Origin of the sequence: Pseudomonas sp. HMWF021, from assembly GCF_003061005.1 — a bacterium.
Lineage (GTDB): Bacteria > Pseudomonadota > Gammaproteobacteria > Pseudomonadales > Pseudomonadaceae > Aquipseudomonas.
This window is the reverse complement of record NZ_QAIK01000061.1, coordinates 56,952-80,007: the sequence shown is the minus strand read 5'-3', so window position 1 is coordinate 80,007 and position 23,056 is coordinate 56,952. Positions and strand designations below refer to the sequence as shown.

19 protein-coding genes are annotated in these 23,056 nt (G+C 62.3%); 13 read left to right on the top strand and 6 right to left on the bottom strand.

Annotated features, from left to right (window positions below; translation table 11 throughout):
• The first annotated feature begins 50 nt into the window (after window positions 1-50).
• The 5 genes from DBR18_RS08440 (at window position 51) to DBR18_RS08420 (ending at window position 6,242) form a co-directional block, all read left to right on the top strand.
• Window positions 51-1,382 carry an acetyl-CoA carboxylase biotin carboxylase subunit family protein gene (locus DBR18_RS08440; RefSeq protein ID WP_108590004.1) on the top strand — a complete coding sequence of 444 codons (1,332 nt, stop codon included), beginning with the start codon at window positions 51-53 and terminating at the stop codon, window positions 1,380-1,382.
• A 31-nt stretch (window positions 1,383-1,413) separates the two neighbouring features.
• Window positions 1,414-2,643, top strand: a complete 1,230-nt coding sequence (locus tag DBR18_RS08435; protein WP_108590003.1) for an acetyl-CoA carboxylase biotin carboxylase subunit family protein — start codon at window positions 1,414-1,416, stop codon at window positions 2,641-2,643.
• Window positions 2,644-2,674: 31 nt separating this feature from the next.
• Window positions 2,675-3,571, top strand: coding sequence for an EamA family transporter (locus tag DBR18_RS08430; RefSeq protein ID WP_108590002.1), 897 nt, complete (start codon window positions 2,675-2,677; stop codon window positions 3,569-3,571).
• Between the two features lie 17 nt (window positions 3,572-3,588).
• Window positions 3,589-4,938: an aminotransferase class V-fold PLP-dependent enzyme gene (locus tag DBR18_RS08425; RefSeq protein ID WP_256588627.1), complete on the top strand. Its 1,350-nt coding sequence runs from the start codon at window positions 3,589-3,591 to the stop codon at window positions 4,936-4,938.
• 110 nt (window positions 4,939-5,048) lie between these two features.
• Window positions 5,049-6,242, top strand: a complete 1,194-nt coding sequence (locus tag DBR18_RS08420) for a hypothetical protein (RefSeq protein WP_108590000.1) — start codon at window positions 5,049-5,051, stop codon at window positions 6,240-6,242.
• Between the two features lie 30 nt (window positions 6,243-6,272).
• Here DBR18_RS08420 and hrpB read toward each other — a convergent pair whose 3' ends face one another.
• Complete coding sequence (gene hrpB / locus DBR18_RS08415) at window positions 6,273-8,792, bottom strand: ATP-dependent helicase HrpB (RefSeq protein ID WP_108589999.1); 2,520 nt, start codon at window positions 8,790-8,792, stop codon at window positions 6,273-6,275.
• A 111-nt stretch (window positions 8,793-8,903) separates the two neighbouring features.
• Between hrpB and DBR18_RS08410 the strand changes: the two genes are divergently transcribed.
• Both DBR18_RS08410 and DBR18_RS08405 read left to right on the top strand, forming a co-directional pair.
• A complete protein-coding gene (locus tag DBR18_RS08410) occupies window positions 8,904-9,323 on the top strand; it encodes a polyribonucleotide nucleotidyltransferase (protein WP_108589998.1) in 420 nt (139 codons plus the stop codon).
• A gap of 15 nt (window positions 9,324-9,338) precedes the next feature.
• Window positions 9,339-10,247 carry a cation diffusion facilitator family transporter gene (locus DBR18_RS08405; protein WP_108589997.1) on the top strand — a complete coding sequence of 303 codons (909 nt, stop codon included), beginning with the start codon at window positions 9,339-9,341 and terminating at the stop codon, window positions 10,245-10,247.
• On the opposite strand, the gene DBR18_RS08400 is transcribed toward DBR18_RS08405, so the two are convergent.
• Complete coding sequence (locus DBR18_RS08400; protein ID WP_108589996.1) at window positions 10,241-11,284, bottom strand: DUF6515 family protein; 1,044 nt, start codon at window positions 11,282-11,284, stop codon at window positions 10,241-10,243. The genes DBR18_RS08405 and DBR18_RS08400 overlap by 7 nt on opposite strands.
• A 455-nt stretch (window positions 11,285-11,739) precedes the next feature.
• Here DBR18_RS08400 and DBR18_RS08395 point away from each other — a divergent pair, with 455 nt between their 5' ends.
• Window positions 11,740-12,219 (top strand): Lrp/AsnC family transcriptional regulator, encoded by a 480-nt coding sequence (locus tag DBR18_RS08395; protein WP_007909658.1) that lies wholly within the window; start codon window positions 11,740-11,742, stop codon window positions 12,217-12,219.
• A gap of 220 nt (window positions 12,220-12,439) precedes the next feature.
• Window positions 12,440-12,649: a DUF2788 domain-containing protein gene (locus DBR18_RS08390; protein WP_003228500.1), complete on the top strand. Its 210-nt coding sequence runs from the start codon at window positions 12,440-12,442 to the stop codon at window positions 12,647-12,649.
• Here DBR18_RS08390 and DBR18_RS08385 read toward each other — a convergent pair.
• The 4 genes from DBR18_RS08385 to DBR18_RS08370 all read right to left on the bottom strand — a co-directional run bounded on the left by DBR18_RS08385 (window position 12,644) and on the right by DBR18_RS08370 (window position 19,131).
• On the bottom strand, window positions 12,644-13,279 hold the full coding sequence (locus tag DBR18_RS08385; RefSeq protein WP_108589995.1) for an rRNA large subunit pseudouridine synthase E: 636 nt from the start codon (window positions 13,277-13,279) through the stop codon (window positions 12,644-12,646). The genes DBR18_RS08390 and DBR18_RS08385 overlap by 6 nt on opposite strands.
• Window positions 13,280-13,351: 72 nt before the next feature.
• A complete protein-coding gene (gene amn, locus DBR18_RS08380) occupies window positions 13,352-14,851 on the bottom strand; it encodes an AMP nucleosidase (protein WP_177434769.1) in 1,500 nt (499 codons plus the stop codon).
• A gap of 178 nt (window positions 14,852-15,029) precedes the next feature.
• Window positions 15,030-16,679: an acyl-CoA dehydrogenase family protein gene (locus DBR18_RS08375; RefSeq protein WP_108589994.1), complete on the bottom strand. Its 1,650-nt coding sequence runs from the start codon at window positions 16,677-16,679 to the stop codon at window positions 15,030-15,032.
• A 97-nt stretch (window positions 16,680-16,776) separates the two neighbouring features.
• Window positions 16,777-19,131 (bottom strand): hybrid sensor histidine kinase/response regulator, encoded by a 2,355-nt coding sequence (locus tag DBR18_RS08370; RefSeq protein ID WP_108589993.1) that lies wholly within the window; start codon window positions 19,129-19,131, stop codon window positions 16,777-16,779.
• Window positions 19,132-19,492: 361 nt separating this feature from the next.
• Between DBR18_RS08370 and DBR18_RS08365 the strand changes: the two genes are divergently transcribed.
• The 4 genes from DBR18_RS08365 (at window position 19,493) to DBR18_RS08350 (ending at window position 23,011) form a co-directional block, all read left to right on the top strand.
• Window positions 19,493-20,290 carry a hydroxymethylpyrimidine/phosphomethylpyrimidine kinase gene (locus tag DBR18_RS08365; protein ID WP_007960553.1) on the top strand — a complete coding sequence of 266 codons (798 nt, stop codon included), beginning with the start codon at window positions 19,493-19,495 and terminating at the stop codon, window positions 20,288-20,290.
• 18 nt (window positions 20,291-20,308) lie between these two features.
• Complete coding sequence (gene thiE, locus DBR18_RS08360) at window positions 20,309-20,932, top strand: thiamine phosphate synthase (RefSeq protein ID WP_108589992.1); 624 nt, start codon at window positions 20,309-20,311, stop codon at window positions 20,930-20,932.
• Between the two features lie 15 nt (window positions 20,933-20,947).
• Window positions 20,948-22,231, top strand: a complete 1,284-nt coding sequence (gene hemL, locus DBR18_RS08355; protein WP_108589991.1) for a glutamate-1-semialdehyde 2,1-aminomutase — start codon at window positions 20,948-20,950, stop codon at window positions 22,229-22,231.
• A gap of 225 nt (window positions 22,232-22,456) precedes the next feature.
• A complete protein-coding gene (locus DBR18_RS08350) occupies window positions 22,457-23,011 on the top strand; it encodes a tetratricopeptide repeat protein (RefSeq protein WP_003228518.1) in 555 nt (184 codons plus the stop codon).
• Window positions 23,012-23,056 lie beyond the last annotated feature (45 nt).

The following is a 23,056-nucleotide window of genomic DNA, read 5'->3' as shown; positions in this document are numbered from 1 at the left end:
TGAACATAACCGCTGCCGATGACCACCCCCACGGATGAGGAAAAAGAAACATGCCGTTGCGAGCGCCTGTATTGCTAATAGTGGATTACAACCTGAGCCGGATCGGCGATGTACTGCACCTGCGTGACTATGCGCGCCAGCAATGGGGCGCGCAGACCTGGCTGATCAGAGCCAATCCGCAAGACCATGACCTGACCATCAGCGATCGCGTGATCGATGCCGATCCGCTGCGGCCCGACTTCGTCGATCAGGCACTGCGTCTGCTCGGCGATGAAGCTGGCCGGATCAAGGCAGGGCTGGTCTTTTCCGATAACGCGGTAGCCACTGGCGCAGCGCTGCTGGAGCGCCTCGGGTTACCGGTAGACGATGCCGCGCTGGCACTGAGTGCCTTTGACAAACTGGCGTACCGCATCGCCGAAGACCGCATCCGCCCGCAGTTGAACCAGTTGGGAGTCACGCTGCCGGACTTCGTGCGCATCGACGGTCTGAACGATGTCCGCAATTTTGCAGTGCGTCAGCAAGGCGGCTTCGTGATCAAGCCTGCCTGTGAGGGCAACAATCGCGGCGTGGTGGTGGTTGCACCCGGTGGCGACTGTGAGCAGGCGTTTGCCGAAGTGGCCCCTTATCTGGACGGCGGTGTGCTGGCGGAAGCGTTCATCACCTTCACCCGCGAGTACTCCTATGACGGCCTGGGCAAACTGTGGTTTGTCACCGAGAAAGTCAGCGCCAGCGGACGTTACCCGGTGGAGGTCGCGCAAATTCTGCCGGCGCGCCTCAGTGATCAGGAGCGTCAGGCCATTCGCAATGCCGGCGAACAGGTCAATCGTCTGGTCGGTCAGCGCATCGGGCCGTTTCACAATGAAATCAAACTCAGCGACAGCGGCTACCAGACTGCCGTGATCGAGCCGAACCGGCGTCCCGGCGGCATGAAGATCTGGACGCTGGCGCACGCGGTGCATGGCCTTGATCTGTACGCGGCCTGGGTGGATTCGGTCTTCGCCGGCCCCGTACCGGACGAACTGCCTGTCGCCACCTGCAGCGCAGCCACCGTGATGTTCGGCGTGCCGCGCGACGTGGTGATCGACGTGACCGAACTGGGCGAAGTCCAGGCGCTGGTCGACGACACGCTGGCACTCGCCGCGCGGGAACTGGCGCTGTCCAGAGACGACATCGCCCTGCTCGAAAGCGCCTGGATTGCCGGCGAAGCACGGCTGATCCATGCCATTCCCCGTGACAACAGCGACTTCGTCGCCCAGGCCTGCGTGGCGCTGCATGCTCCGTCAGTCGATATCCGCGATCTGGTGCGGGTGCTGCGCGAGCAGTGGCTGGTGGTACTCGAGCGCAACCTGTCGTCCGGGTTGCTGTTGAAAGTTGCGTCCTGATCCCTGCCCTTTTTCGCGCGAGACTGTTTACATGAAAATCCTCATTCTCCACCGGGTGCCCTACCCGCGCATCGAGTACCACCGTGGCATCAATCATGACCTGCACGACGTCACCTACCTGGGCAAACAAGCGGCAATCGATACGCTGCCCAGCGACCTGCGCTGCCACCGGGTGACTCGCCCGGGGGTCGCCAGTGCTTACGATGAAGCGCAGCAGTGGCTGGCGCAGTTTCCGCAACAATTTGACCGGATCATTTCGATGTCCGAGTACGAATTGCTCGATGCCGCGCGCTTGCGCGAAGCGTTGAACGTCGAAGGCGCGTCGCTGGCGGCGGTTAACCTGGCGCGCAACAAGCTGGACATGAAGGCCGCCGTTGAAGCGAAGAACCTGCGTGTGCCACGTTTCATGGCGCTTGAGCGTTATCTCGCGCTCGAGGGCCAGGTGCCGTGGCCGGGAGCAACCGTGCTCAAGCCGCACAGCGGTGCATCGAGCATGGACGTCAGCATTCACCAGCACCCTGCCCTCGCGTTTGACGAGATCACGCGCAAGGTCAGCGAACTGTCGCTGCGCATCGATGAGTTTCAGGTCGAAGAATTCATCAGCGGCCCCATCCGCCACTTCGACGGTCTGGTGCAGAACGGACGAATCCTCACCCTGCTCTCCAGCCAATATGTCGGCACCTGCCTGGATTACATGGAGCGCGGTCACCCGTTGGGCTCCTGGCACCTGGAAACCACCGCGCCGATTCAGGCATGGGTCAGTGCCGCGCTGGATGCGGTGCAGATCCATAACGGCGCCTTCCATCTGGAAGCCATCATGGAAGGTGACAACCCGGTATTCCTCGAGGTCGGCAACCGGGTCGGTGGCGCCGACGTGGTCGCAACCTACGAGTTGGCGACCGGTATTCACCTGCCATCGCTGGAGCTGCGCATCCATGTAGAGGGCGAAGTGGACAGCGCGTCGCTCGGCCAGCAGGCACCGAACCTGGGTTTCGGCTGGTTCGTGTTTCCCGGGCACACGCATCCCCAGCGCATCTATCAAGGTCTGGAGGGCGCGGACGAATTTCGCGCCAGCCCGGCCATCGTGCAATGGAACGAGCTGGCAACCGGGACCCTGTTGCCGGGCCATGTGACTTACTCGGCATTCGAGGCGCCCCTGGCAGGCATCGTCAAAACCGCCGATCCGCAACAGACCAAAGCCTGGATGCAAACCCTGTTCTCCCGGGTGTACCTGGCAGAAAACCTGACCTGCGTCGCGTGACCCCGTCCATCCTCATGAAGGCGATTCGGCAATGAAACCACTGCACGTAGTATTGGCTGTACTGATCACGGCAATCTGGGGTGTCAATTTCTCGGTCATCAAACTGGGACTGGCCACCGTTGACCCGTTCATTCTCGCGGGCATCCGCTTCAGTCTCTGTGCGTTACCGGCGATCTTTTTCATCCGCAAACCGAATGTGCCATGGCGCTACATCATCGGTTACGGCCTGGTGTTCGGCATCGGCCTGTGGGGCATCGTCAACCTGGGCATCAAGGCCGGGCTCTCGGCAGGCATCGCGTCGCTGGTGCTGCAGTTCAGCGCGTTCTTCACGATTCTGCTCGGCGGCTGGGTGTTCAAGGAAGCGCTTACCCGTTTTCAAGTCCTGGGCATGCTGATCGCACTGGGCGGGTTGCTGTGCATCATCATGATCAGCGATGGCACCGTCAGTCTGCCCGGCGTGTTGCTGGTGCTGGTGGGCGCGGCCTCCTGGAGCGTTGCCAATATCATCAACAAGAAGGCCAGCACCAAAGAGGTCTTCGGGTTCCTGGTCTGGTCCAGTGCGTTTGCCCCGATCCCGCTGTTCGCCCTCGATTACGCGGTGAACGGCAGTGCCGGCTACACCACGTTCGTCAATCAGGTGGATACGACGGCGGTGCTGTCGATCCTGTTTCAGGTCTATCCGAACACATTGTTCGCCTACTGGATCTGGAACTCGTTGCTCAAGACCTATCCGGTGTCGACGGTCGCGCCTCTGTCGTTGCTGGTGCCGATTTTCGGCATGCTCGGTTCGGTGCTGATCTTTCACGAAAGCGTACCGGCCAGCAAAGTCATGGCGGTGGTGCTGATCGTGCTGGGTCTGGCCGTCGGCCTCTATGGGCAGCGTATTTTCAATGCTATGTTTGCGCGTCCTGCGCGCACTTCAATATGAATCGACAGGGAGTGGGTATGAGTCTGGGAAGACGTGAATTCGTGGGGGCCGCCATGGGGGCGACCCTGGTTGGAGGCAGCATGATTGCAGGCGTGGCGGGGGCACAGGCGAGTAACGCGCCTGTTCAGGATGACGTGGTAACAGCGCTGGATCCCAATGACTGGGCATCGGTGCGGGCTCAGTTCAATCTGTCGCCGGAGTTCGTGCACATCTCCAACTTCTTTCTCGCCTCCAATCCCCGGCCCGTGCGCGAGGCGATGGCGCGCCATCGCCAGGCGTTCGACGCAAATCCGTACACCTATCTTGAAGACAACATGTTTGCCCGGCCAGAGGACATGGTCTGGCGCAAGGTCTGCGCCGCCGCTGCCGACTACACCGGCGGACGCGCCGAGGACATCGCGCTGACCACCAGCACCACCCAGGGTCTGTCGATGGTCTACAACGGCCTGAAACTGGCGCCCCATCAGGAAATCCTGACCACCAACCACGAGTGGTACACCCACGACGAAGCCATGCGTCTGGCGGTGGTCAAATGGGGCGGCAGCATTCGCCGCATCGATCTGTACGAGGGGCCGGACGATGTCAGCGTCGACGCCATCGTCGCGCGCATTGAAAAAGCCATCAAACCGACGACCCGCATTCTGGCCATGACCTGGGTGCATTCCGGCACCGGCGTGCGCTTGCCGGCGCAGGAAATCGGCGCACTGGTGGCGCGGGTCAACCGCGATCGCGCCGAGGCGGACAGGATCATTTACGTGATCGACGGCGTACACGGTTTCGGCTGCTCCGAGGCGCAAGTGGCAAGCCTGGGTTGCGACTTTTTCAGCGCCGGCACGCACAAATGGATTCTCGGGCCACACGGCACCGGTCTGGTCTGGGCCCGTGAAGGTCAGTGGGCTCACATCACCCCGACCATTCCGACCATCATGGCCGCCGAACCGGCCAATGCCTGGCGCGAACAACGTGATCCGCAGGGTCAGACACAGGCCGCCTGGGTCAGTCCCGGCGGGTTCCTCGCGTTCGAAAACCAGTGGGCGATGATCGAGGCGTTCAAGTTCATCCAGCAGATCGGCCGCAAGCGCATTGCCGACCGCATCGCTGAACTCAACGGGCAGTTGAAGGAAGGTCTGGCGAAGCTGCCGAACGTGTATTTGCACACGCCACGGTCGGCACAGTTCTCCGCAGGCTTTGTCTGCTGCGACGTCAAGGATCGCAGCCCGAAAGAGATCGTCGCGCGGCTCAAGGAACAGAAGATCATCGCCAGCGCCACGCCCTATCGGCATTCGACGGTGCGCTTCTCCGCCGGGATCATCAACTCGCCCGAAGACATCGAGAAAACCCTCAAAGTGATGCGCTCTCTGGTCTGACATCAGCCCGAATCGACATGAGTCGCCTGCACCTGCTCAACGCCGGTGCAGTGGCTGGCGCCTGCCTTCCAATAACAATCGCCGCGTGCTCAAGGGCAAGGATCGATTACATGAATGAAAAACCCGCCGTCATCCGCAACGCAGCAAAAGAACTGACGCTGTTCCTGTTCTGCTCGACGGTCTATCGGTTGTTTTCCGGTGCGCTGATGGTCTCGCTGACATGGACCATCCTCAATCAGGACGAAGGCGGCTATCTGCCTCTGGCACTGGCGATTTTCTGCTCGTTCATTCCGGCGTTCATCACGCCTGCGATGATCAAGCGGCTTTCGTTACGCATGAACGGGCGGCAGATGAGCAGCTGGTTTGTGCTGGGGCTGTCGGTGCTCGCGCTGATCTCGGGCGTGTCGCGGGATTTCACCGTCGGCCTGCTGATCACCAACCTGTTCGCCTGGCTGATGGTCATGTCGCTCGAAGCCAGCCTGGACATGTGGTTCGCCCAGATTCAAAGGGGCATGGACGAAACCCGCGTGCGGCGGATCAGCGGTGCGACCACGGCCACCAGTCAGGCTGCACTGATGACCGGACCTCTGCTGGCGGCAGGTTTGATGCCGATCCTGACCGGCATGGGTTTCTCGCTGGTGCTCAGCGCCGGTTTCTTCATGGTCGCCGCGATCTGCTTCACCCGTCACGGCCAGCCCACCGCGGTGCAGACCGCCGCCGAAGTGGCTGCGCCCGCCAGGCTGCCACTGACGCTGTTTGTGCCGATGGTGCTGATCTGGCCAATTCTCGGGGCGTTCAATTTCATGCTGCCGGTGTACGTGGCGAGCCACGGCTGGGCCCTGTTTGAACTCGGCGTACTCGATGCCGTGTTCGGCCTGGGCATGGCACTGATCGGCGTGCTGGTGATCATCGCCAATACCGGGCGCAACCTGACGGCCTATCTGTCAGGCCTGATTGCACTGGCGCTGATCGCCACGTCGATGTGGTTGCTGCTGCCGGACAATCTGATCCTCAAGGCACTGAGCCTGCTGATTCTGGGCATGGCTTTCGGCGGTGCACGGGTGCATATCCGCGTCGCCATTGCCTGCCGTTACAGCGAGGCGGCCGTGGGGTTGTATGTCAGCCGGGCGAACGCCCTGGCGACCCCGGTGCTGCTGCTGATCCTCAGCCTGCAGCTGGCCATGATCGGCAACGCCTGGCTGCTGCCATTCTTGATGGTGACAGTGAGCGTCGCCCTGCTGTTGCAGACCTCGGCGACACGTTTCGCTCAAGGTCACTCGAACAGCGCAGCCGTGGGCGCCTGAAACGGCGCGCTGCACGGGCGTAGCCCCGGGTCAGGTGCCCCGGGGTTTCGCCCGTGCCGTGGCTTCGGCCACCAGCGGATCATCCGGCCAATAGTGCTTCGGATACCGGCCCTTCAGATCCTTCTTCACCTCGGCATAGGTGCTGCGCCAGAAATTGGCCAGATCCTGCGTCACCTGCACCGGCCGCCGTGCCGGAGACAACAGGTGCAGCTTGACCACTTGCCGGCCGCCGGCAATTCGTGGCGTTTCGGCCAGCCCGAACAACTCCTGCAAACGCACCGCGAGAATCGGCGGCTGCTCGCTGTAATCCAGACGAATCGATGACCCCGACGGCACACTGATGTGATGCGGCGCCAGCTCATCAAGCTTCTGCGGCAACGGCCACGGCAGCAGATTGCGCACGATGCTCGACAGATCCAGATTGGCGAAATGACTCAGTCGCGAGACTTTACCCAGGTAAGGCATCAACCATTCTTCAAGGGTGTTCAGCAACGTCGCGTCGCTGACATCCGGCCACTGGCTTTCGGTCTGTGCGTTCAGATCCAGTTGTCGCAGCAACGCGACCCGCGCCTGCCACTGCCGCAACTCTGGCGTCCATGGCAGCAACTCCAGCCCCTTGCGCCGCACCAGATTGACCAGCGCCTGACTGCGCGCCGCCTCGTCCAGACCGGTCAACGGTTCGCGGCTGAGGATCAGTTCGCCAACCTTGCGCTGACGCTCGGCGCGCAACACGCCTTCGCGCTCGTCCCAGTCCAGTTGATCGACGTCATGCACCTGCTCGGCGAGTACCGAATCGAACAGCGCCGGATCGAAATCCGCCGCCAGGTAAATCCGTTCTTCACGCTGGCCCTGACGACTGCCGAGATCGGCAATCACAATCCACGGCTCCTTCATCAGGCTGTCGGCTTCGGCGAACAGCGCAGCGCGACCGTTGGCCAGCCGATATTCCGCACCACCGGCACGCCGCTGTTGGGCGACGCGATCCGGGTAGGCCAGCGCCAGCAGCGCGCCGAGCCAGCGCGGATGATCGGGATCAATGACCGGCGCACTCACTTTGCCGCGCAGGTAGCCGCGATATTGCCGCGCCAGTTGCCGGGCGCGCTGTACGCCGCCCTGAGCACCGCGCGATGCACGCTCCTCGCCAGAGAGCAGCACCAGGCGGCTGTGCAGATCCGCCCCGGCACCACGCAGGATATCGCGCTCGCCAAGAAGTGCCGCGACGTCGCACGCCATGTTCGCCAGCCCCAGCGCCTGACCGCGCAGCAACAGATGGGCGATGCGCGGATGCGCCGGCAACTCGGCCATGGCCTGACCGTGCGCGGTCAGCGCCTCGCCTTCGAGTGCGCCCAGGCGCTGCAACAAGTCCTGCGCCTGTGCATAAGCCGCTGCCGGCGGCACATCGAGCCACACCAGTTCCCCCGGCGTCACGCCCCAGCGTCCGAGTTGCAGGGCCAGGCTCGCCAGATCCGCCGACAGAATTTCCGCACTGCCATAAGCGGCCAGTTGCTCGTGCTGATCCTGCGACCACAAGCGGTAACACACCCCCGGCTCCAGACGCCCCGCCCGGCCCGCACGTTGGGTCGCGCTGGCCCTGGAGATGCGCTGGGTGTCGAGCCGGGTCATGCCGCTGCCCGGGTCGAAACGCGGCACCCGCGCCAGCCCGGCGTCGATCACCACGCGCACGCCGTTGATGGTCAGGCTGGTCTCGGCGATGTTGGTCGCCAGCACCACTTTGCGCTGGCCGGCCGGCGCCGGGTCGATGGCGGCGCGTTGGGCGTTCAGGTCGAGTTCGCCGTGTAACGGGCAGAGCAATACGTCTTTGCGCTCGCCGATGGCATCGCTCAGTTGCTGATGCACGCGACGGATTTCCGCCTGCCCTGGAAGGAACACCAGCAGGCTGCCGGTTTCATCGTGCAGGGCTTCGAGGACGGTCTGGGTCACGCGCTGGTCGATGTACTCGCCGGGCTGGAACGGCCGGCCCCAGCGCATCGTCACCGGGTACATGCGCCCTTCGCTGCGCAGGATCGGCGCGTCATCCAGCAACCCGGCCAGCCGCTCGCCTTCCAGCGTTGCCGACATCAGCAAAATCTTCAGCGGCTGTTCAGCTCGGAACAGTTCACGACCGTTCAAACTCAGGGCCAGGGCCAGATCGGCGTCGAGGCTGCGTTCGTGGAATTCGTCGAAGATCAGCAGACCGACGCCTTCGAGCGCCGGATCATCCTGCAGACGCCGGGTGAGAATGCCTTCGGTGACCACTTCGATACGGGTATCGGGACCGACCTTGCTGTCGAGGCGGATGCGATAGCCGACGGTTTCACCGACCTTCTCGCCCAGTTCGCTGGCCAGTCGCTCAGCCGCTGCACGCGCGGCGAGACGGCGCGGTTCGAGCATCAGAATGGTCTGCCCGGCCAGCCACGCTTCATCGAGCAAGGCCAGAGGCACGCGGGTGGTTTTACCGGCGCCCGGCGGTGCTTCGAGCACGGCTTCGTGGCGTGTCGCCAACGCCTCACGCAGCGCGGGTAAAACTTCATCGATCGGCAAAGAAATCATGCTGGCTCCCAAACAGAGCCGCGAGTATAACGGCGAACTGCCGGGCGTTTGTCAGGGTCTTAATTCCACACAACGCTGCTTCGTTTTTAGATGACTCAGGAGATCTATCACATGCGCTTACCTTCTCGCCTGATCGGCGGTGTACTGGTCGCCACCCTGCTCACTCAGCTCACTGCCTGCGGCTCGATTTTCTACCCCGATCGTCGCGGGCAGATCGACGGCAAGATCGACCCGGCCATTGCCGTGCTCGATGCCGTCGGCCTGCTGTTCTATGTGATTCCCGGGCTGATCGCGTTTGCCGTGGACTTCACCACTGGCGCGATCTATTTCGAACCGGGCCACACCGCTCAGGTCGATCCGGCCAAACTCAAAAAAGCCATCGGCCCGGACGGTCAGGTCGATAACCTCAAGTTGCAGGCTATTCTCGAAACTGAACTGGGCCGCAACCTGCCGCTGGACGATCCGCGTCTGATCCAGCACAAGGGCAGCACGCAACAACTGGCGATGTTTGGCCTGCAACCTGCCGCATAAGGACACTACGACCCCATGACCTCCAGCCCCGAACACGCCCGCCTGCTGCGGCTGGCGACCCGCGCCTCGGTGGCGGTGGCCTGCACGCTGATCATCGCCAAAGCCATCGCCTGGTGGCTGAGTGGTTCGGTGAGCATGCTCGCCGGCCTCACCGACTCGGCGCTGGATGGCGTCACTTCGCTGCTCAATCTGCTGGCGGTGCATTACGCGTTGCGCCCGGCCGATGACGATCACCGTTACGGCCACGGCAAGGCCGAATCGCTGGCGGGCATGGCGCAGGCGTTGTTCATCGGTGGCAGTGCGGTGCTGATTGCGTTCCAGGCGTATGAGCGCATCAAGCAACCGGAGCCGCTCGGCGCGCCGTGGCTGAGCATCGGCGTGATCGTGTTCTCGCTGCTGCTGACCGCCGCGTTGCTGACGCTGCAACATCGGGTGATCAAGCAGACCGGCTCCAACGCGGTGCGCGCCGACTCGCTGCACTACCGTTCGGACATGCTGCTCAACGGCAGCATTCTGATCGCGCTGATTCTCGCCGGCATGGGCTTTCATCAGCTCGATGCGTGGTTCGGCCTGGGGATTGCCGGGTACATTTTGTGGAGTGCGATCCAGATCGCCCGGGAAAGTTTTTCGGTATTGATGGATGAGGAACTGCCGGCGGACGTCAGTCAGCACATGCTCGAACTGGCCTGCGCGGTACCCGGCGTGTTGGGCGCGCATGACTTGCGCACGCGGATCTCGGGTAACCACTGGTTCGTGCAGTTGCATCTGGAGTTGCCGGGAGAGCTGACTTTGTCAGTGGCTCACGGCATCAGCGATCAGGCGGCGGATGCGATTCACGCCGCCTACCCGCGAGCCGAAGTGCTGGTGCACGCCGACCCGCAGGAAGTGGTCAAGACCGAGCGGGCGCAAACCCGGCTTCAGTAAGACACCTGATAACCGCGACTGCTCAGGCAATTGCCCTGAGCCTGACGGTAGGCCTGCACCACTTCAGGCGCCGGTTGATAGGTCGCGCTGCGCGGGTCGAAACCGCTCTGCTGCACGGCGTATTGGTAGCACTGATAACCGTCCTGCTGGACCTGTTCCGGCGACTGACCGTTGGCCGGATAGGCCTCGACGTCATAGCCCTGGGATTGAGGCTGCGGCGGTTGCTGCACCGGCGGTTCGACCACAACGTAATCCTGGGTGGCTTCCTGATAGGCGTAATAGGAACCGGCGGCCAGAAACAGCAACGAGCCGCCAATCCACACTTCACGGGCGTAGTCCGGCAGATACTGGATACGAATCCCCCGGGGCGGCTGCACGACGATGTAGCGTGGGCCTTGCGGGCGATACCAGTAACCGCCGGAGTAGAAGTAATCCTGCCCGCGATACGGCACGCGATAATCACGATCCGGGAAGCGGTCGATCACATGCCCCGGTCGATACTGCGGCCCCGGCCCCCAACCGTTGCCATGCCCGTCCGGGCGACCCGGCCAACGATTATCGTTGGGTCGATTGTTGCCGGCCTGCCAATGCTGGTTGTTGTAGCCGTTCTGCGGACGCTCGTCGCGGTAGTAACCCTGACGCGGCTCCTGGGTCTGGCGCACGGTGTCGGGCCGTGGCTGGATCGGCAAGTTGTTCGCCGGTGGCGGTGGCGCCTGATGCACCGGTGCAGGCTGATTGGGCGGGCGGTTCTGGTTCTGCCACTGGCCGTTATTGTGCTGCTGGCCGTTGTGTTCGAACTGACGGCTGTTGTCGCCCCGAATGATTTGGTTGTTCTGCGGCCGCGGCTGATTTTGCGGCGGCAGGTTGTTCTGCCCGTGGGGCTGATGATCGCCGCCACGGCCCTGATTGCCCTGATGCTCACCGCCGTGCCCGTTATTCTCGGGGCCACGATTCTGTGGCTCGTCGGCCAGCGCTTGCGCACCGACGCTCACACACAGCAAACCAACACCGGCCAGACGCCAGATGCGCGACTTCATGCTTTTCCTCACTGCGGGTATTAAGAGGGCTTGTAGCTAAGACCGGGAATCTGCACACCGGGTTCTGCGACAGGTTATCAGTCACGAGACTTATTTATTGAGGATCGCCGGGCGGCCAGGCACAAAAATCGCCGGCAAGAAAAAAGGGAGACCCGTCGGCCTCCCTTCTAGAGAACTTCGTCCTGGCTCGACGCTTTTGACGTCGGCTCACCTCACGCCGTCTTCTGGACAGTGTGCAGCTCGGGGGCCGGCACATCCCCGGTGGGGGTGGCGGCCGCGGCGGGCCTGATAGGGCGGCCGCAGTGGACTGTGTTACCGAGCAGTGATTCTGGTGATAAGAATAGGCCTGCAAGCGCGACAGAGGATTGCGAAGATTGCTCAAATAAACACTGCTTGCGCAATTTTTAACCCTGGATAGATAATCCGCCGCAATAGTTACAACCAAGGACAGATTGATGAGCAAGCTCGACCGTTACGACCTGAGTATTTTGGCGGAATTGCAGCGCGACGCCCGCATCTCCAACCAGGAACTGGCCGAGCGCATCGGTCTGTCGCCCTCGCCCTGCTCGCGCCGGGTCAAGCAACTGGAGGACGACGGCTACATCTCCCGCCAGGTCGCCCTGCTCGATCGCAAGATGCTCGGCCTGAGCCTGACCGCCTACGTGCTGATCGGCATGGACCGACACACGCCGGAGCGTTTCGAGAATTTCGAAGCGGCGATCCGCACCTTGCCGCAGGTGCTGGAATGCAGCCTGGTGACCGGCGTGGACGCCGACTATCAGTTGAAGGTGGTGGTGCCGGACATGGATCACTATCAGAAGCTGCTGCTGGGGCATCTGACCCGGATTGAAGGGGTGACCAGCGTGCGCTCCAGTTTTGTGCTGAATCAGGTGCTCAACAGCACTGAACTGCCGCTGACGCATCTGCGCAGCTAACCCGCACTCCCTATGTAGGAGCTGCCGAAGGCTGCGATCTTTTGATTTTGCTTTTCAAGATCAAGATCAAGATCAGGATCAAAAGATCGCAGCCTTCGGCAGCTCCTACAGGGGGCGCGTAGTAGAGGTGCGGCACACCGACGCAGATCAATGCGTCCCCAGCCACCCCAGGCGTATAATCGCCCAGCCCTTTCAGCCCTGTGCGCGCCGGAGATGCCCGATGGATCCTGCAGTATTCGAAGAGTGGATGATGACTGGCCTGGTCAGCATCCTGATCATTTTCATGGGTTTCATCGTCTGGGATCTGGCGAAGAAGTCCAAGGCCGGGCGTTTCGGCTCGTTCATTCTGTTCTTCGTGCTGGGCCTGGGCGTGGCGGCGTTCATCATCAAGAGTGTGGTGATCGGCCTGATCGAATCCGGCGCTCTATAGCCGCGCCGGCACTTCCTTCCACTGGCCCTGATCCAGCCCTTCGAGCGTCCAGTCGCCAATTCTGACCCGCACCAGCCGTAACGTCGGCAGCCCGACGGCGGCGGTCATGCGCCGTACCTGACGATTGCGCCCTTCGCGAATCACCAGCTCCAGCCAGCTTGTTGGCACGCTTTTGCGAAAGCGTACCGGCGGGTTGCGCGGCCACAACTCAGGCTCGTCCAGCTGTCGCGCCTCGGCGGGCAGGGTCATGCCGTCATTCAGTTCGACACCGTCGCGCAACTGCTGCAGTTGCTCGGCCGTCGGCTCGCCTTCGACCTGCACCCAGTAGGTCTTGGGCAACTTGTGTTTCGGGTCGGCAATCCGCGCCTGCAACTGACCATCATTGGTCAGCAGCAGCAAACCTTCGCTGTCGCGATCAAGGCGTCCGGCCGGATAGATGCCAGGCACATCGATAAAATCCTTGAGCGTCGCCCGCCCGCCTTCGTCGCTGAACTGCGTCAGCACATCGAACGGTTTGTTGAACAGGATCAACTTCGGCTCGGCCGGCGGCGCCTTGGCGACACGGCGTGGGGCTGAGGAGGACGGCTTCACGCCGGGACGGCGAGAAGGTGGACGTGGGGGACGGGACATAGGAGAGAAAACATTTAGCGATCAGGGCTGACAATGCTAGTGCCCCGACCGCCAAATGACCACGACTAACCGTTAGCGGAACGGCGGCTCGTCGAAGCTGCGCAGTTTGCGCGAGTGCAACGAGTTGAGTTCGGTGCGCAGCAGGTCCACCGCCTCGATGCCGATCTTCAAGTGCTGGCTGACCGCGCGCTCGTAGAACGCGTTGGCCGAGCCCGGCAGCTTGATTTCACTGTGCAGCGGTTTGTCCGAGACGCAGAGCAGCGTGCCGTAAGGCACCCGCAAGCGATAGCCCTGAGCGGCGATGGTGCCGCTTTCCATGTCCACGGCCACGGCGCGGGACAGGTTGATCAGGGGACGTTCCTGCGCCCAGCGCAATTCCCAGTTACGGTCATCGTAGGTCAGCACGGTGCCGGTGCGCAGACGCTTTTTCAGCTCTTCGCCCTTCTCGCCGGTGATATTCGCCGCCGCTTGTTGCAGCGCCAGTTGCACCTCGGCCAGTGCCGGGATCGGAATGTTCGGCGGCACCACGCGGTCGAGAATCCCGTCGCGGCGCATGTAAGCGTGGGCCAGCACATAGTCGCCGATGGTCTGCGACTGACGCAGCCCGCCGCAGTGACCGATCATCAGCCAGCAATGCGGACGCAGCACTGCCAGGTGGTCGGTGATGTTCTTGGCGTTGGACGGGCCGACGCCGATGTTGACCAGGGTCACGCCATGGCCGTCGTTGGCGATCAGGTGGTAGGCCGGCATCTGGTAGCGGTGCCAGACCACGCCGGCGGCAATCGCCGAGGCTTCGCCGTGGTCCATGCCCTTCTCGATGATCACGTTGCCCGGCAGGACCATGCGCACGAAACGCGGGTCGTTGCGCAGTTGTTCCAGGCCATGAACGATGAACTGGTCGACATAGCGGTGGTAGTTGGTCAGCAGGATCCACGGCTGCACATGGCGCCAGTCGCTGCCGGTGTAGTGCACCAGGCGACGCAGGGAGAAGTCGACGCGCGCGGCGTCGAACAGCGCCAGTGGCAGCGGATCGGTGTTTTCCCAATCGTAGAGACCGTCGGCAATGCCATCGGTGGCGGCGGACAGGTCGGTACTCGGGAACACCCGCGCCAGCACCGCCGCGGTGACACCGGAGCCGGCCAGCTCATCGCCCTGCTCGACCACGTACGGATACGGAATGTTCTGCTGACTGACGCCGACTTCCACAGTCACGGTGAAGTCGTGCATCAACGGCACCAGTTGCTCCAGCAGGTATTTGCGGAACGCCTTGGGGTGGGTGACGGTGACGCTGTAGGTGCCCGGCAATTGCACCTTGGCGTAGGCGCGGGTGGTCTGCGGGACTTCGCCCTGACACAGGTAGGTCAGGCGCAGTTCGGGATAACGAAACAGGGCACGCTGTTCGGCGTCAGGCTCGACGCGATCCTTGAGGTAACGCTTGAGCGCCGAGTTCAGCGCAGTGGTGGCCCGCTCATGCAGCTCGGCCAGACGGTCCACGGCTTGCTCGGCGGTTTGAACGACAATAAACGCTTCGGTCACGATCAGCTTCCTGTGTTCTGACTTGCAGAGCTTCATCTTGCCTGCATCGTGGTCTCACGGGAACAGTGGCATGTTGGCAACCGCACAATATGTCGGTCACACACGGTCCCTTGTAGGAGCTGCCGCAGGCTGCGATCTTTTGATCCTGATCTTTTTAAATGCAAGATCAAGAGATCGCAGCCTTCGGCAGCTCCTACAGGGGATTTGTGTGGGGTCAGAAACCTTGCGGGGTGGAGCGGGTGACGATGGCTTCGACGTCCAGTCCGCGCGGCAATGCGCCATAGACCCGGCCGCCACCGCTCAGACGACTGGCAATGAACGCATCGCTGACCGCCGAATTACCGGCCTCCAGCAACAGCTTGGCCTGCAAACCGAGCGCGATGTCTTCGGTGAGTTGCCGCGCCCGATACTGAATATCGCCGGTGTCCTTGAACTGCGCCTGCAACTGCTGGATATGCGCAGCCAGACGTTTGTCGCCGTGGCCATCGCCCAACTCGCTGAACAACACGTCGAGCACACCCGGCTCTTTCGACAGGGCGCGCAGCACGTCCAGGCACTGCACGTTGCCCGAACCTTCCCATGTCGAGTTGACCGGCGCCTCGCGGTACAAACGCGGCAGGATGCTCTCCTCGACATACCCGGCGCCGCCCATGCACTCGGCGGCTTCGTTGATCATTCCGGGGGCACGTTTGCAGATCCAGTATTTGCCCACGGCCGTCACCAGCCGGGCGAATTTGGCTTCCTGCGAATCCTGCAGATGATCCAGCGCCTTGCCCATGCGCAGGCTCAACGCCAGCGCCGCTTCGCTTTCCAGCGCCAGATCGGCCAGCACGTTCTGCATCAACGGTTGCTCGCTGAGCAGCTTGCCGCCAACCGAACGGTGCGCGCAGTGATGACTGGCCTGGGTCAGCGCCTGACGCATCAGCGAGCTGGAGCCGACCATGCAATCGAAACGGGTCATTGCCACCATCTCGATGATGGTCGGCACGCCGCGCCCTTCTTCGCCAACCATCCATGCCAACGCGCCGCGAAACTCCACTTCGCTGGAGGCGTTGGACTGGTTGCCGAGTTTGTTTTTCAGGCGCTGGATGTAGAACTGATTGCGCGTGTCGTCCGGGCGGTGGCGCGGCAGCAGAAAGCAGGTCAGGCCCTTGTCGGTCTGCGCCAGGGTCAGAAACGCATCGCACATCGGCGCCGAGCAGAACCATTTGTGCCCGACCAGTTCATAGGCCTGGCCCGGCCCACTGGCGCCGACCGGATAAGCCTTGGTGGTGTTGGCCCGCACATCGGTGCCGCCCTGCTTCTCGGTCATCGCCATGCCGATGGTCACGCCGGCCTTGTGCGCCATGCCGACGTTGCGCGGGTCGTATTCGGTGGCGAGGATTTTCGGTAACCATTGTTCAGCCAGATCCGGTTGCAAACGCATGGCCGGGACGCTGGCGAAAGTCATGGTCAACGGGCAACCGCTGCCGGCCTCGGCCTGGCTGTGCAGATAGCTCATCGAGGCGCGGGCAACGTGCGCGCCGTCCTGCGGATGCGCCCATGGCAGCGAGGTCAGGCCATGTTCGATCGCGGTGCGCATCAGCTCGTGATAAGCGGGATGGAATTCCACCAGATCGATACGATGACCGTAGCGGTCGTGGCTGTTGAACAGCGGTTTGTTCTGGTTGGCGAGGAACCCGGCGGCCATCAGCGGGCCACCGGCCAGGGCACCGTAAGCGTCGATCCGCGACTCGGCCCAACCGGCGCCAAAGCGGCGCGACCACTCCTGCAGCGGCAGATCGATGCGGTACAGGTTGGCACCGTCCAGCGACGGTGGCTGGTTGGTGACTTCGTGGGTTTCGGCGAACTGATGCAGGTTCATGACGGGGCTCCTTTGGTCAGCCAAGGGATTCAGTTAAGCACCGGCCCGTGGCTGATCAAAGTGTCATATACGCCGAACTGTCGGCGCTTTCACCCTGCTATGCACTGAGCACCCGACGCTCCAGCGCCGTTTGCAGGTCCTCGAATTTCACCGGTTTGTTCAGATAATCGATGCGCGTGCCGGGTGCGCAATGTTCGCGGTCCGTGCCCAGCGCCAGCATGAACACCGGCAGATTGGCGCAGCCCGGCAGCGCATGGATCTGGCAGCACAACGAAGCACCTTCATGGCTGGGCAACTGGCAATCGATCAGCACCGCGTCGAAGGTTTCCCGTTGCAGGCAATCGAGTGCCGCCGCGCCGTTGTCCGCCGTGCGCACGCGGAAACCGAGCTTGAGCAGCATGCCGCGCATCACCAGTTGGTTGACGCTGTTGTCGTCCACCAGCAGCACCGTGCAGTCCTGCGGTGCGCGTGCGCTATCTCGCGAAGGTTCGGGGATTGGCGCAGGTTCGACCGCCGGCAACTCGAACTCGACGTCCAGCTGAAAACGGCTGCCGCGCCCCGGTTCGGAACGGTGAGTCAGCTTGCCGCCGAGCAACTCCACCAGTTGCCGACAGATCGCCAGACCCACGCCCAACCCACCGTATTCGCGAGTCATCGAGCCATCGAGCTGGAAGAAGCGCTGATACATCGTCGCCTCGCCCAGATCGGTGAAACCGATGCCGGTATCGATCACTGCAAAAGACAGCGCCAAGCGGTTGTCCGCCGCCGGTTTGCCGGTGACCCGCAAGGCCAGTCCGCCGACCCGGGTGAACTTGATCGCGTTGTCCAGCAGGCACTCCAGGCATTGCGCCAGTTTGGCGCTGTCGCCGTGCAAGCGATCCGGCAGGGTCGGCAGTACCTCGACCTTGAAGTCCAGCGACTTGCTCGCCGCGTTGCCGTCGAACTGCACGCGCAAGGCCTCGACCACCGCGCGCAGGCTGAAGCTGCCCGGCGTCGCCTTGAGCTTGCCGGCCTGCAATTCGGTGAGGGTGAGGATGCCGTTGACCATGCGCATCATGTCCCGCGCGGAGCCGGCGGCGGTTTGCTGGTATTGCTCCAGTTCAGGCTCCAGCTCGACGGTCTGCATCAGTTCCAGCGAACCGATCACCCCGTTCATCGGCGTGCGCAATTCGTGGGTCAGGGTCGCGAGGAATTCATCCTTGAGCTTGTTGCTGTGGGCCAGTTGCTGGTTGAGCACTTCGAGCTTCTGCCCGGCGTCGAACAGGGTTTGCGCCTGTTGCTCGCGCATCGCGTTGATGCGATCCGCCAGCGCCAGCGACAGCAGCGCCACTTCAATCGCCGAACCGATCTGGCTGGCATACATGGTCAGGAACACGTTGGGCAGCAGGCCGAGCACCATCAGCGTATTGACGATGCCGCCGAGCAGGAACGCCGACCAGGCAATGATGAAATAACGCGCCACGCGCAGGCCGCGCCACCAGGCGAGGATCCCGGCGGCGAAGATCACCACGGTGAACACCAGCGCCAGCAGGGTCGCCAGGCGCAGCGACAAGGCGTAACTGGTCATCAGCGACAACCCGACCACCAGCGCACCGAACGCGATCAGGGCGATCAGCAGATAGTCGAGCCAGCGGCTGTGGGTTCGGGTCTGCAGGAAACTGCGGGCGAACTGACTGCCGAACAACCCCGCGCAGCCGATGAAAAACGGTGTGGCGGCGTTGGCCCACCACGGATTGTCCGGCCAGAAATACTCGACCGCCGCGCCGTTCACCGACAGTTGGTAGAGGCCGAACGAGGCAATGTAGAAGATGTAATAGAGGTAACTGGTGTCGCGCACGCTCAGGTAGATGAACAGGTTGTAGACCAGCATCCCCAGCAGCACGCCATAAATGATCCCCAGCACATACAGGCGCACCGGCTGGTCTTCGAGGTACGCGGTACTCGACCATAACGTCACCGGCGCCTGGATCGAGCCTTCGCTGGCCAGGCGCAGGTACACGGTTTTTTGCTGGTCGGGGGCGAAGGTCAGGTCGAACAGGTAATTGTTCTGCCGGATCTCGCGGCTGGCGAAGGGCAAGGCGTCGCCGGTCTGCCGGATCAGTCGGTAATCGCCATTGGCATCGGCCATATAAAGGTCGAGGTGATCGAGCGGCGGATACGCCAGCTCCAGCAGCCAGGTGCGCTGCGCGGCCGGATTGTTGGGGCGGTAATGCAGATCGATCTTCAGCCAGAACGCCGAGCGCGAATAACCGGCATTGAGCGTGGCTTTGTCGTGGGGTTTGAAATTGCCCGCCGCCGCTTGAGCGCGGACGTCGGCGATGCTCGCCTGACCGCTCGGGTCTTCGAACACCTGCAGAGAGCGCCCCAGAGGAAGGCTCTGGGTATTTTCGTCGAACTCGACGGCGCTTGCGAAGAGGGGCAAGCAGAACAGCAACATCAGCAAATAGCGCATTGAAGCCCCAGCGTGGCTCGTCCGGTTGTGTCAGGAAGCCCCCCATTCCCTTTGAGTAGACGTAAAACCGGTATTACCTGTTATTGGTTTGGATCCAGACTAGCATAGCCGTTGATGGCCATTGAGCACCATCAAATTTTTTCCTGCAAAGGCTCTAGAACGGGCGTTTCAGAGCAAAGCGGCGAGCTAGAGCTGTTGAGGTGGTCAGGAACATCAAAAGATCGTCCGAACGCGGCCCGAGCCTGCGGCAGCTCCTACAAATATCGCCTTTCCATGTAGAAGCTGCCGCAGGCTGCGATCTTTTGATCTTGCTGCGCCGGACTGAACCCCAAAATCAGGTTTGGTGGTAAGCTCGCGCACCATGAATATCTACAGCTCCCGCCCCGTTGTCCTCTGTCTCTCCGGCCACGACCCCAGTGGTGGCGCCGGCTTGCAGGCAGATATCGAAGCCTTGCTCGCGCAGGGTTGCCATGCGGCTCCGGCCGTCACCGCCCTGACCGTGCAAGACACCGTCAACGTCACTGACTTCCGCGTCCTCGACCGTGAGTGGGTACTGGCCCAGGCCAATGCCGTGCTCAACGACTCCGAAGTCGCAGCAGTCAAACTGGGCATGCTCGGTTCGCTGGAAATGGTCGACACCGTGGTCGAACTGCTTTCGGCGCACCCGCACCTGCCGGTGGTCTGCGACCCGGTGCTGCGTGCCGGCGGCGGCGGACGCCTGGGCAAGGATGAAGTCGGTTATGCGATGCGCGAGCGTCTTCTGCCGCTGTCGATCATTGCCACCCCCAACCTTCCCGAAGCCCGAATCCTCGCCGAACTGCCAGAAGGCACCGCGGACGAGTGCGCGGAAAAACTCCTGCCGTTCGTCAAAAACCTGCTGATCACCGGCGGCCATGGCGACGAAACTGAAATCCACAATCGCCTGTACAGCCGTGATGGCCTGCGTGAAACCTTCTATTGCCAGCGTTTGCCGGGCAGTTACCACGGTTCCGGCTGCACATTGGCCAGCGCCCTCGCCGGTCGGTTGGCCCAGGGTGAAAACCTCGCCAGCGCCGTGCGCACTGCACTGGATTACACCTGGCGCACCCTGCGTGATGCCGAACAACTGGGCAAAGGCCAGTTCGTGCCGCGTCGCTTGCCGCTGGATTTTTGCTCGTAACGTCGTGAGGTCTGCCTGATGAAACTCCGTGGCCTGTACGCCATCACCGACAGCACGCTGCTGGCGGGCAAGCTTCTGTCCTACGTGGAGGCGGCGCTGGAAGGCGGCGTCACCCTGCTGCAATACCGCGACAAAAGCAGCGACGAGGCCCGCCGCCTGCGCGAGGCCGAAGCGCTGCGTGACCTGTGCGAGCGCTACAAGACGCAGTTGATCATCAACGATGATGCCGAACTGGCCGCGCGCCTCAACGTTGGCGTGCACCTGGGCCAGACCGACGGCCCGCTGTCGCCGACCCGCGCCCTGCTCGGTTCCAAAGCCATCATCGGTTCGACCTGCCATGCGCAGCTCGAACTGGCTGAACAGGCCGCCAAGGAAGGCGCGAGTTATGTCGCCTTCGGTCGTTTCTTCAACTCCAACACCAAACCCGGCGCGCCAAGCTGCAGCCTCGATCTGCTCGACGAGGCCAAACGCACACTGCACCTGCCGGTCTGCGCGATTGGCGGCATCACCCTCGACAACGCCGCGCCGCTGATAGTCCACGGGGTCGACCTGCTGGCGGTGGTCCACGGTTTGTTCGGTGCCGAAAGCACCGCCGAAGTGACCCGCCGCGCCCGCGCCTTCAACGAACTTCTGAAAATCTGATTTGAGAGCCCGATCATGTCTCGTTCCGAAACCCTGTTTGCCAATGCCCAGAAACACATTCCCGGTGGCGTGAACTCGCCGGTTCGCGCGTTCAAGAGCGTGGGCGGCACGCCGTTGTTCTTCAAGCATGCCGAAGGCGCCTACGTCACCGACGAAGACGACAAGCGCTATGTGGATTACGTCGGCTCGTGGGGTCCGATGATCCTCGGCCACAGCCACCCGGACGTGCTCGACGCAGTACGCAATCAACTGCAACACGGCTTGTCCTACGGCGCACCGACCGCGATGGAAACCGAGATGGCCGATCTGGTCTGCTCGCTGGTGCCGTCGATGGACATGGTGCGCATGGTCAGCTCCGGCACCGAAGCGACCATGAGCGCAATTCGTCTGGCCCGTGGCTACACCGGTCGTGACAGCATCATCAAGTTCGAAGGCTGCTACCACGGTCACTCCGACAGCCTGCTGGTCAAGGCCGGTTCCGGCGCGCTGACCCAAGGCGTGCCAAGCTCCGCCGGTGTGCCGGCCGCGTTCGCCAAACACACCCTGACCCTGCCGTTCAACGACATCGACGCGGTTGAGAAGATGCTCGCCGAAGTCGGTCAGGACGTCGCCTGCATCATCGTCGAGCCAGTGGCCGGCAACATGAACTGCGTTCCACCGGCCTCCGGTTTCCTTGAAGGCCTGCGCGCGCTGTGCGACAAGCACGGCGTGGTACTGATTTTCGACGAAGTGATGACCGGTTTCCGTGTGGCGCTGGGTGGCGCTCAGGCCTACTACGGCGTCAATCCAGACCTGACCACCTTCGGCAAGATCATCGGTGGCGGCATGCCGGTCGGCTGCTTCGGCGGCAAGCGCGAAATCATGGAACGCATCGCGCCGCTGGGCCCGGTGTATCAGGCCGGCACCCTGTCGGGTAACCCACTGGCGATGGCCGCCGGTCTGACCACTCTGCGCCTGATCAGCCGTCCGGGTTTCCATGCCGAGCTGACCGACTACACCACGCGCCTGCTCGACGGTCTGCAACAACGCGCCGATGCCGCGGGCATTCCGTTCGTGACCACTCAGGCCGGCGGCATGTTCGGTCTGTACTTCAGCGGCGCCGACGACATCGTCACCTTTGAAGACGTGATGGCCAGCGACGCGGCATTGTTCGGTCGCTTCTTCCACCTGATGCTCGAAGGCGGCGTTTATCTGGCGCCGAGCGCTTTCGAAGCCGGTTTCACCTCGATCGCCCATGGCGAAGCCGAGCTGAAAATCACCCTGGACGCTGCCGAACGCGCATTCGCTGCCCTGAAGTAATGGCCGTGACGCTGACGTTGGCTACAGCCAGCGTCAGCTTTCACCTACATCAACGCCGTTTTTCCCACGCCTCTGCTAAAAATCCGCCAGAAATTGGGCGATATATTCCCCGCGCGGCAGAAAAACGAGTAAAGACTTTGTAAGGTTGGCCCTGCTTATTTCATAATGCGCGCTTATTGGATCCCTCGATGGGTCCGCGTGCCCTTCAGAGGTAAGTCGATTCCCATGAACCGCACCGGCCGCACCCTTGCCTTGGGCTGCCTGTTGCTCCTTCAGCCCCTGCTCGCGCATGCACAAGCAGGCGGCAACTCGTTGTTGATCCCGGCGATGGGTCGTTGCACCCTCAACACTCAGCCGCAAGACGTCACGCAGGCACTGGCCGCCTGCCAGAAAGCGGCGGACGAAGGCGATGCGCAAGCGCAATACGAGTTGGGTGAGTTCTACTACGACGGCAAGAATGCACCGCGCGACCTCAATCAAGCCCTGAGCTATTTCGAAAAGGCCTCGCTGCAAGGCCATGCTCAGGCACAGTTCAAGCTCGGCACCATGTTCTTCCACGGCGAAGGCGTGCAGGCCAACAACATTCAGGCGTACATCGTGCTGAAGATGGCCGCGGTCAATGGTGCCGAAGATGCGCTGGACACCGCCGACGAAGTCTCCGAAAAAATGTCCCGCGAAGATCTCGAAACCGCGACCCAGGTGCTTGGGCAAATTTTCCGTAAATACCTGATGGAACTGCAGAGCGCCGATGGGCGTACGCCGTTTTCGCCACTTCCCTAAATCTAAGCAGAATGAGTTCTGTGGTGATTACTCATTGTGGCGAGG

Coding starts and splice junctions, on each gene's coding strand:
- DBR18_RS08370 (WP_108589993.1), bottom strand. CDS start 19,131: ATGCGCTATTTGCTGATGTTGCTGTTCTGCTTGCCCCTCTTCGCAAGC.
- DBR18_RS08385 (WP_108589995.1), bottom strand. CDS start 13,279: ATGTCCCGTCCCCCACGTCCACCTTCTCGCCGTCCCGGCGTGAAGCCG.
- DBR18_RS08375 (WP_108589994.1), bottom strand. CDS start 16,679: ATGAACCTGCATCAGTTCGCCGAAACCCACGAAGTCACCAACCAGCCA.
- DBR18_RS08410 (WP_108589998.1), top strand. CDS start 8,904: ATGCGCTTACCTTCTCGCCTGATCGGCGGTGTACTGGTCGCCACCCTG.
- DBR18_RS08350 (WP_003228518.1), top strand. CDS start 22,457: ATGAACCGCACCGGCCGCACCCTTGCCTTGGGCTGCCTGTTGCTCCTT.
- DBR18_RS08440 (WP_108590004.1), top strand. CDS start 51: ATGCCGTTGCGAGCGCCTGTATTGCTAATAGTGGATTACAACCTGAGC.
- hrpB (WP_108589999.1), bottom strand. CDS start 8,792: ATGATTTCTTTGCCGATCGATGAAGTTTTACCCGCGCTGCGTGAGGCG.
- thiE (WP_108589992.1), top strand. CDS start 20,309: ATGAAACTCCGTGGCCTGTACGCCATCACCGACAGCACGCTGCTGGCG.
- amn (WP_177434769.1), bottom strand. CDS start 14,851: ATGAAGCTCTGCAAGTCAGAACACAGGAAGCTGATCGTGACCGAAGCG.
- DBR18_RS08435 (WP_108590003.1), top strand. CDS start 1,414: ATGAAAATCCTCATTCTCCACCGGGTGCCCTACCCGCGCATCGAGTAC.
- DBR18_RS08365 (WP_007960553.1), top strand. CDS start 19,493: ATGAATATCTACAGCTCCCGCCCCGTTGTCCTCTGTCTCTCCGGCCAC.
- DBR18_RS08425 (WP_256588627.1), top strand. CDS start 3,589: ATGAGTCTGGGAAGACGTGAATTCGTGGGGGCCGCCATGGGGGCGACC.
- DBR18_RS08420 (WP_108590000.1), top strand. CDS start 5,049: ATGAATGAAAAACCCGCCGTCATCCGCAACGCAGCAAAAGAACTGACG.
- DBR18_RS08430 (WP_108590002.1), top strand. CDS start 2,675: ATGAAACCACTGCACGTAGTATTGGCTGTACTGATCACGGCAATCTGG.
- DBR18_RS08405 (WP_108589997.1), top strand. CDS start 9,339: ATGACCTCCAGCCCCGAACACGCCCGCCTGCTGCGGCTGGCGACCCGC.
- DBR18_RS08400 (WP_108589996.1), bottom strand. CDS start 11,284: ATGAAGTCGCGCATCTGGCGTCTGGCCGGTGTTGGTTTGCTGTGTGTG.
- DBR18_RS08390 (WP_003228500.1), top strand. CDS start 12,440: ATGGATCCTGCAGTATTCGAAGAGTGGATGATGACTGGCCTGGTCAGC.
- DBR18_RS08395 (WP_007909658.1), top strand. CDS start 11,740: ATGAGCAAGCTCGACCGTTACGACCTGAGTATTTTGGCGGAATTGCAG.
- hemL (WP_108589991.1), top strand. CDS start 20,948: ATGTCTCGTTCCGAAACCCTGTTTGCCAATGCCCAGAAACACATTCCC.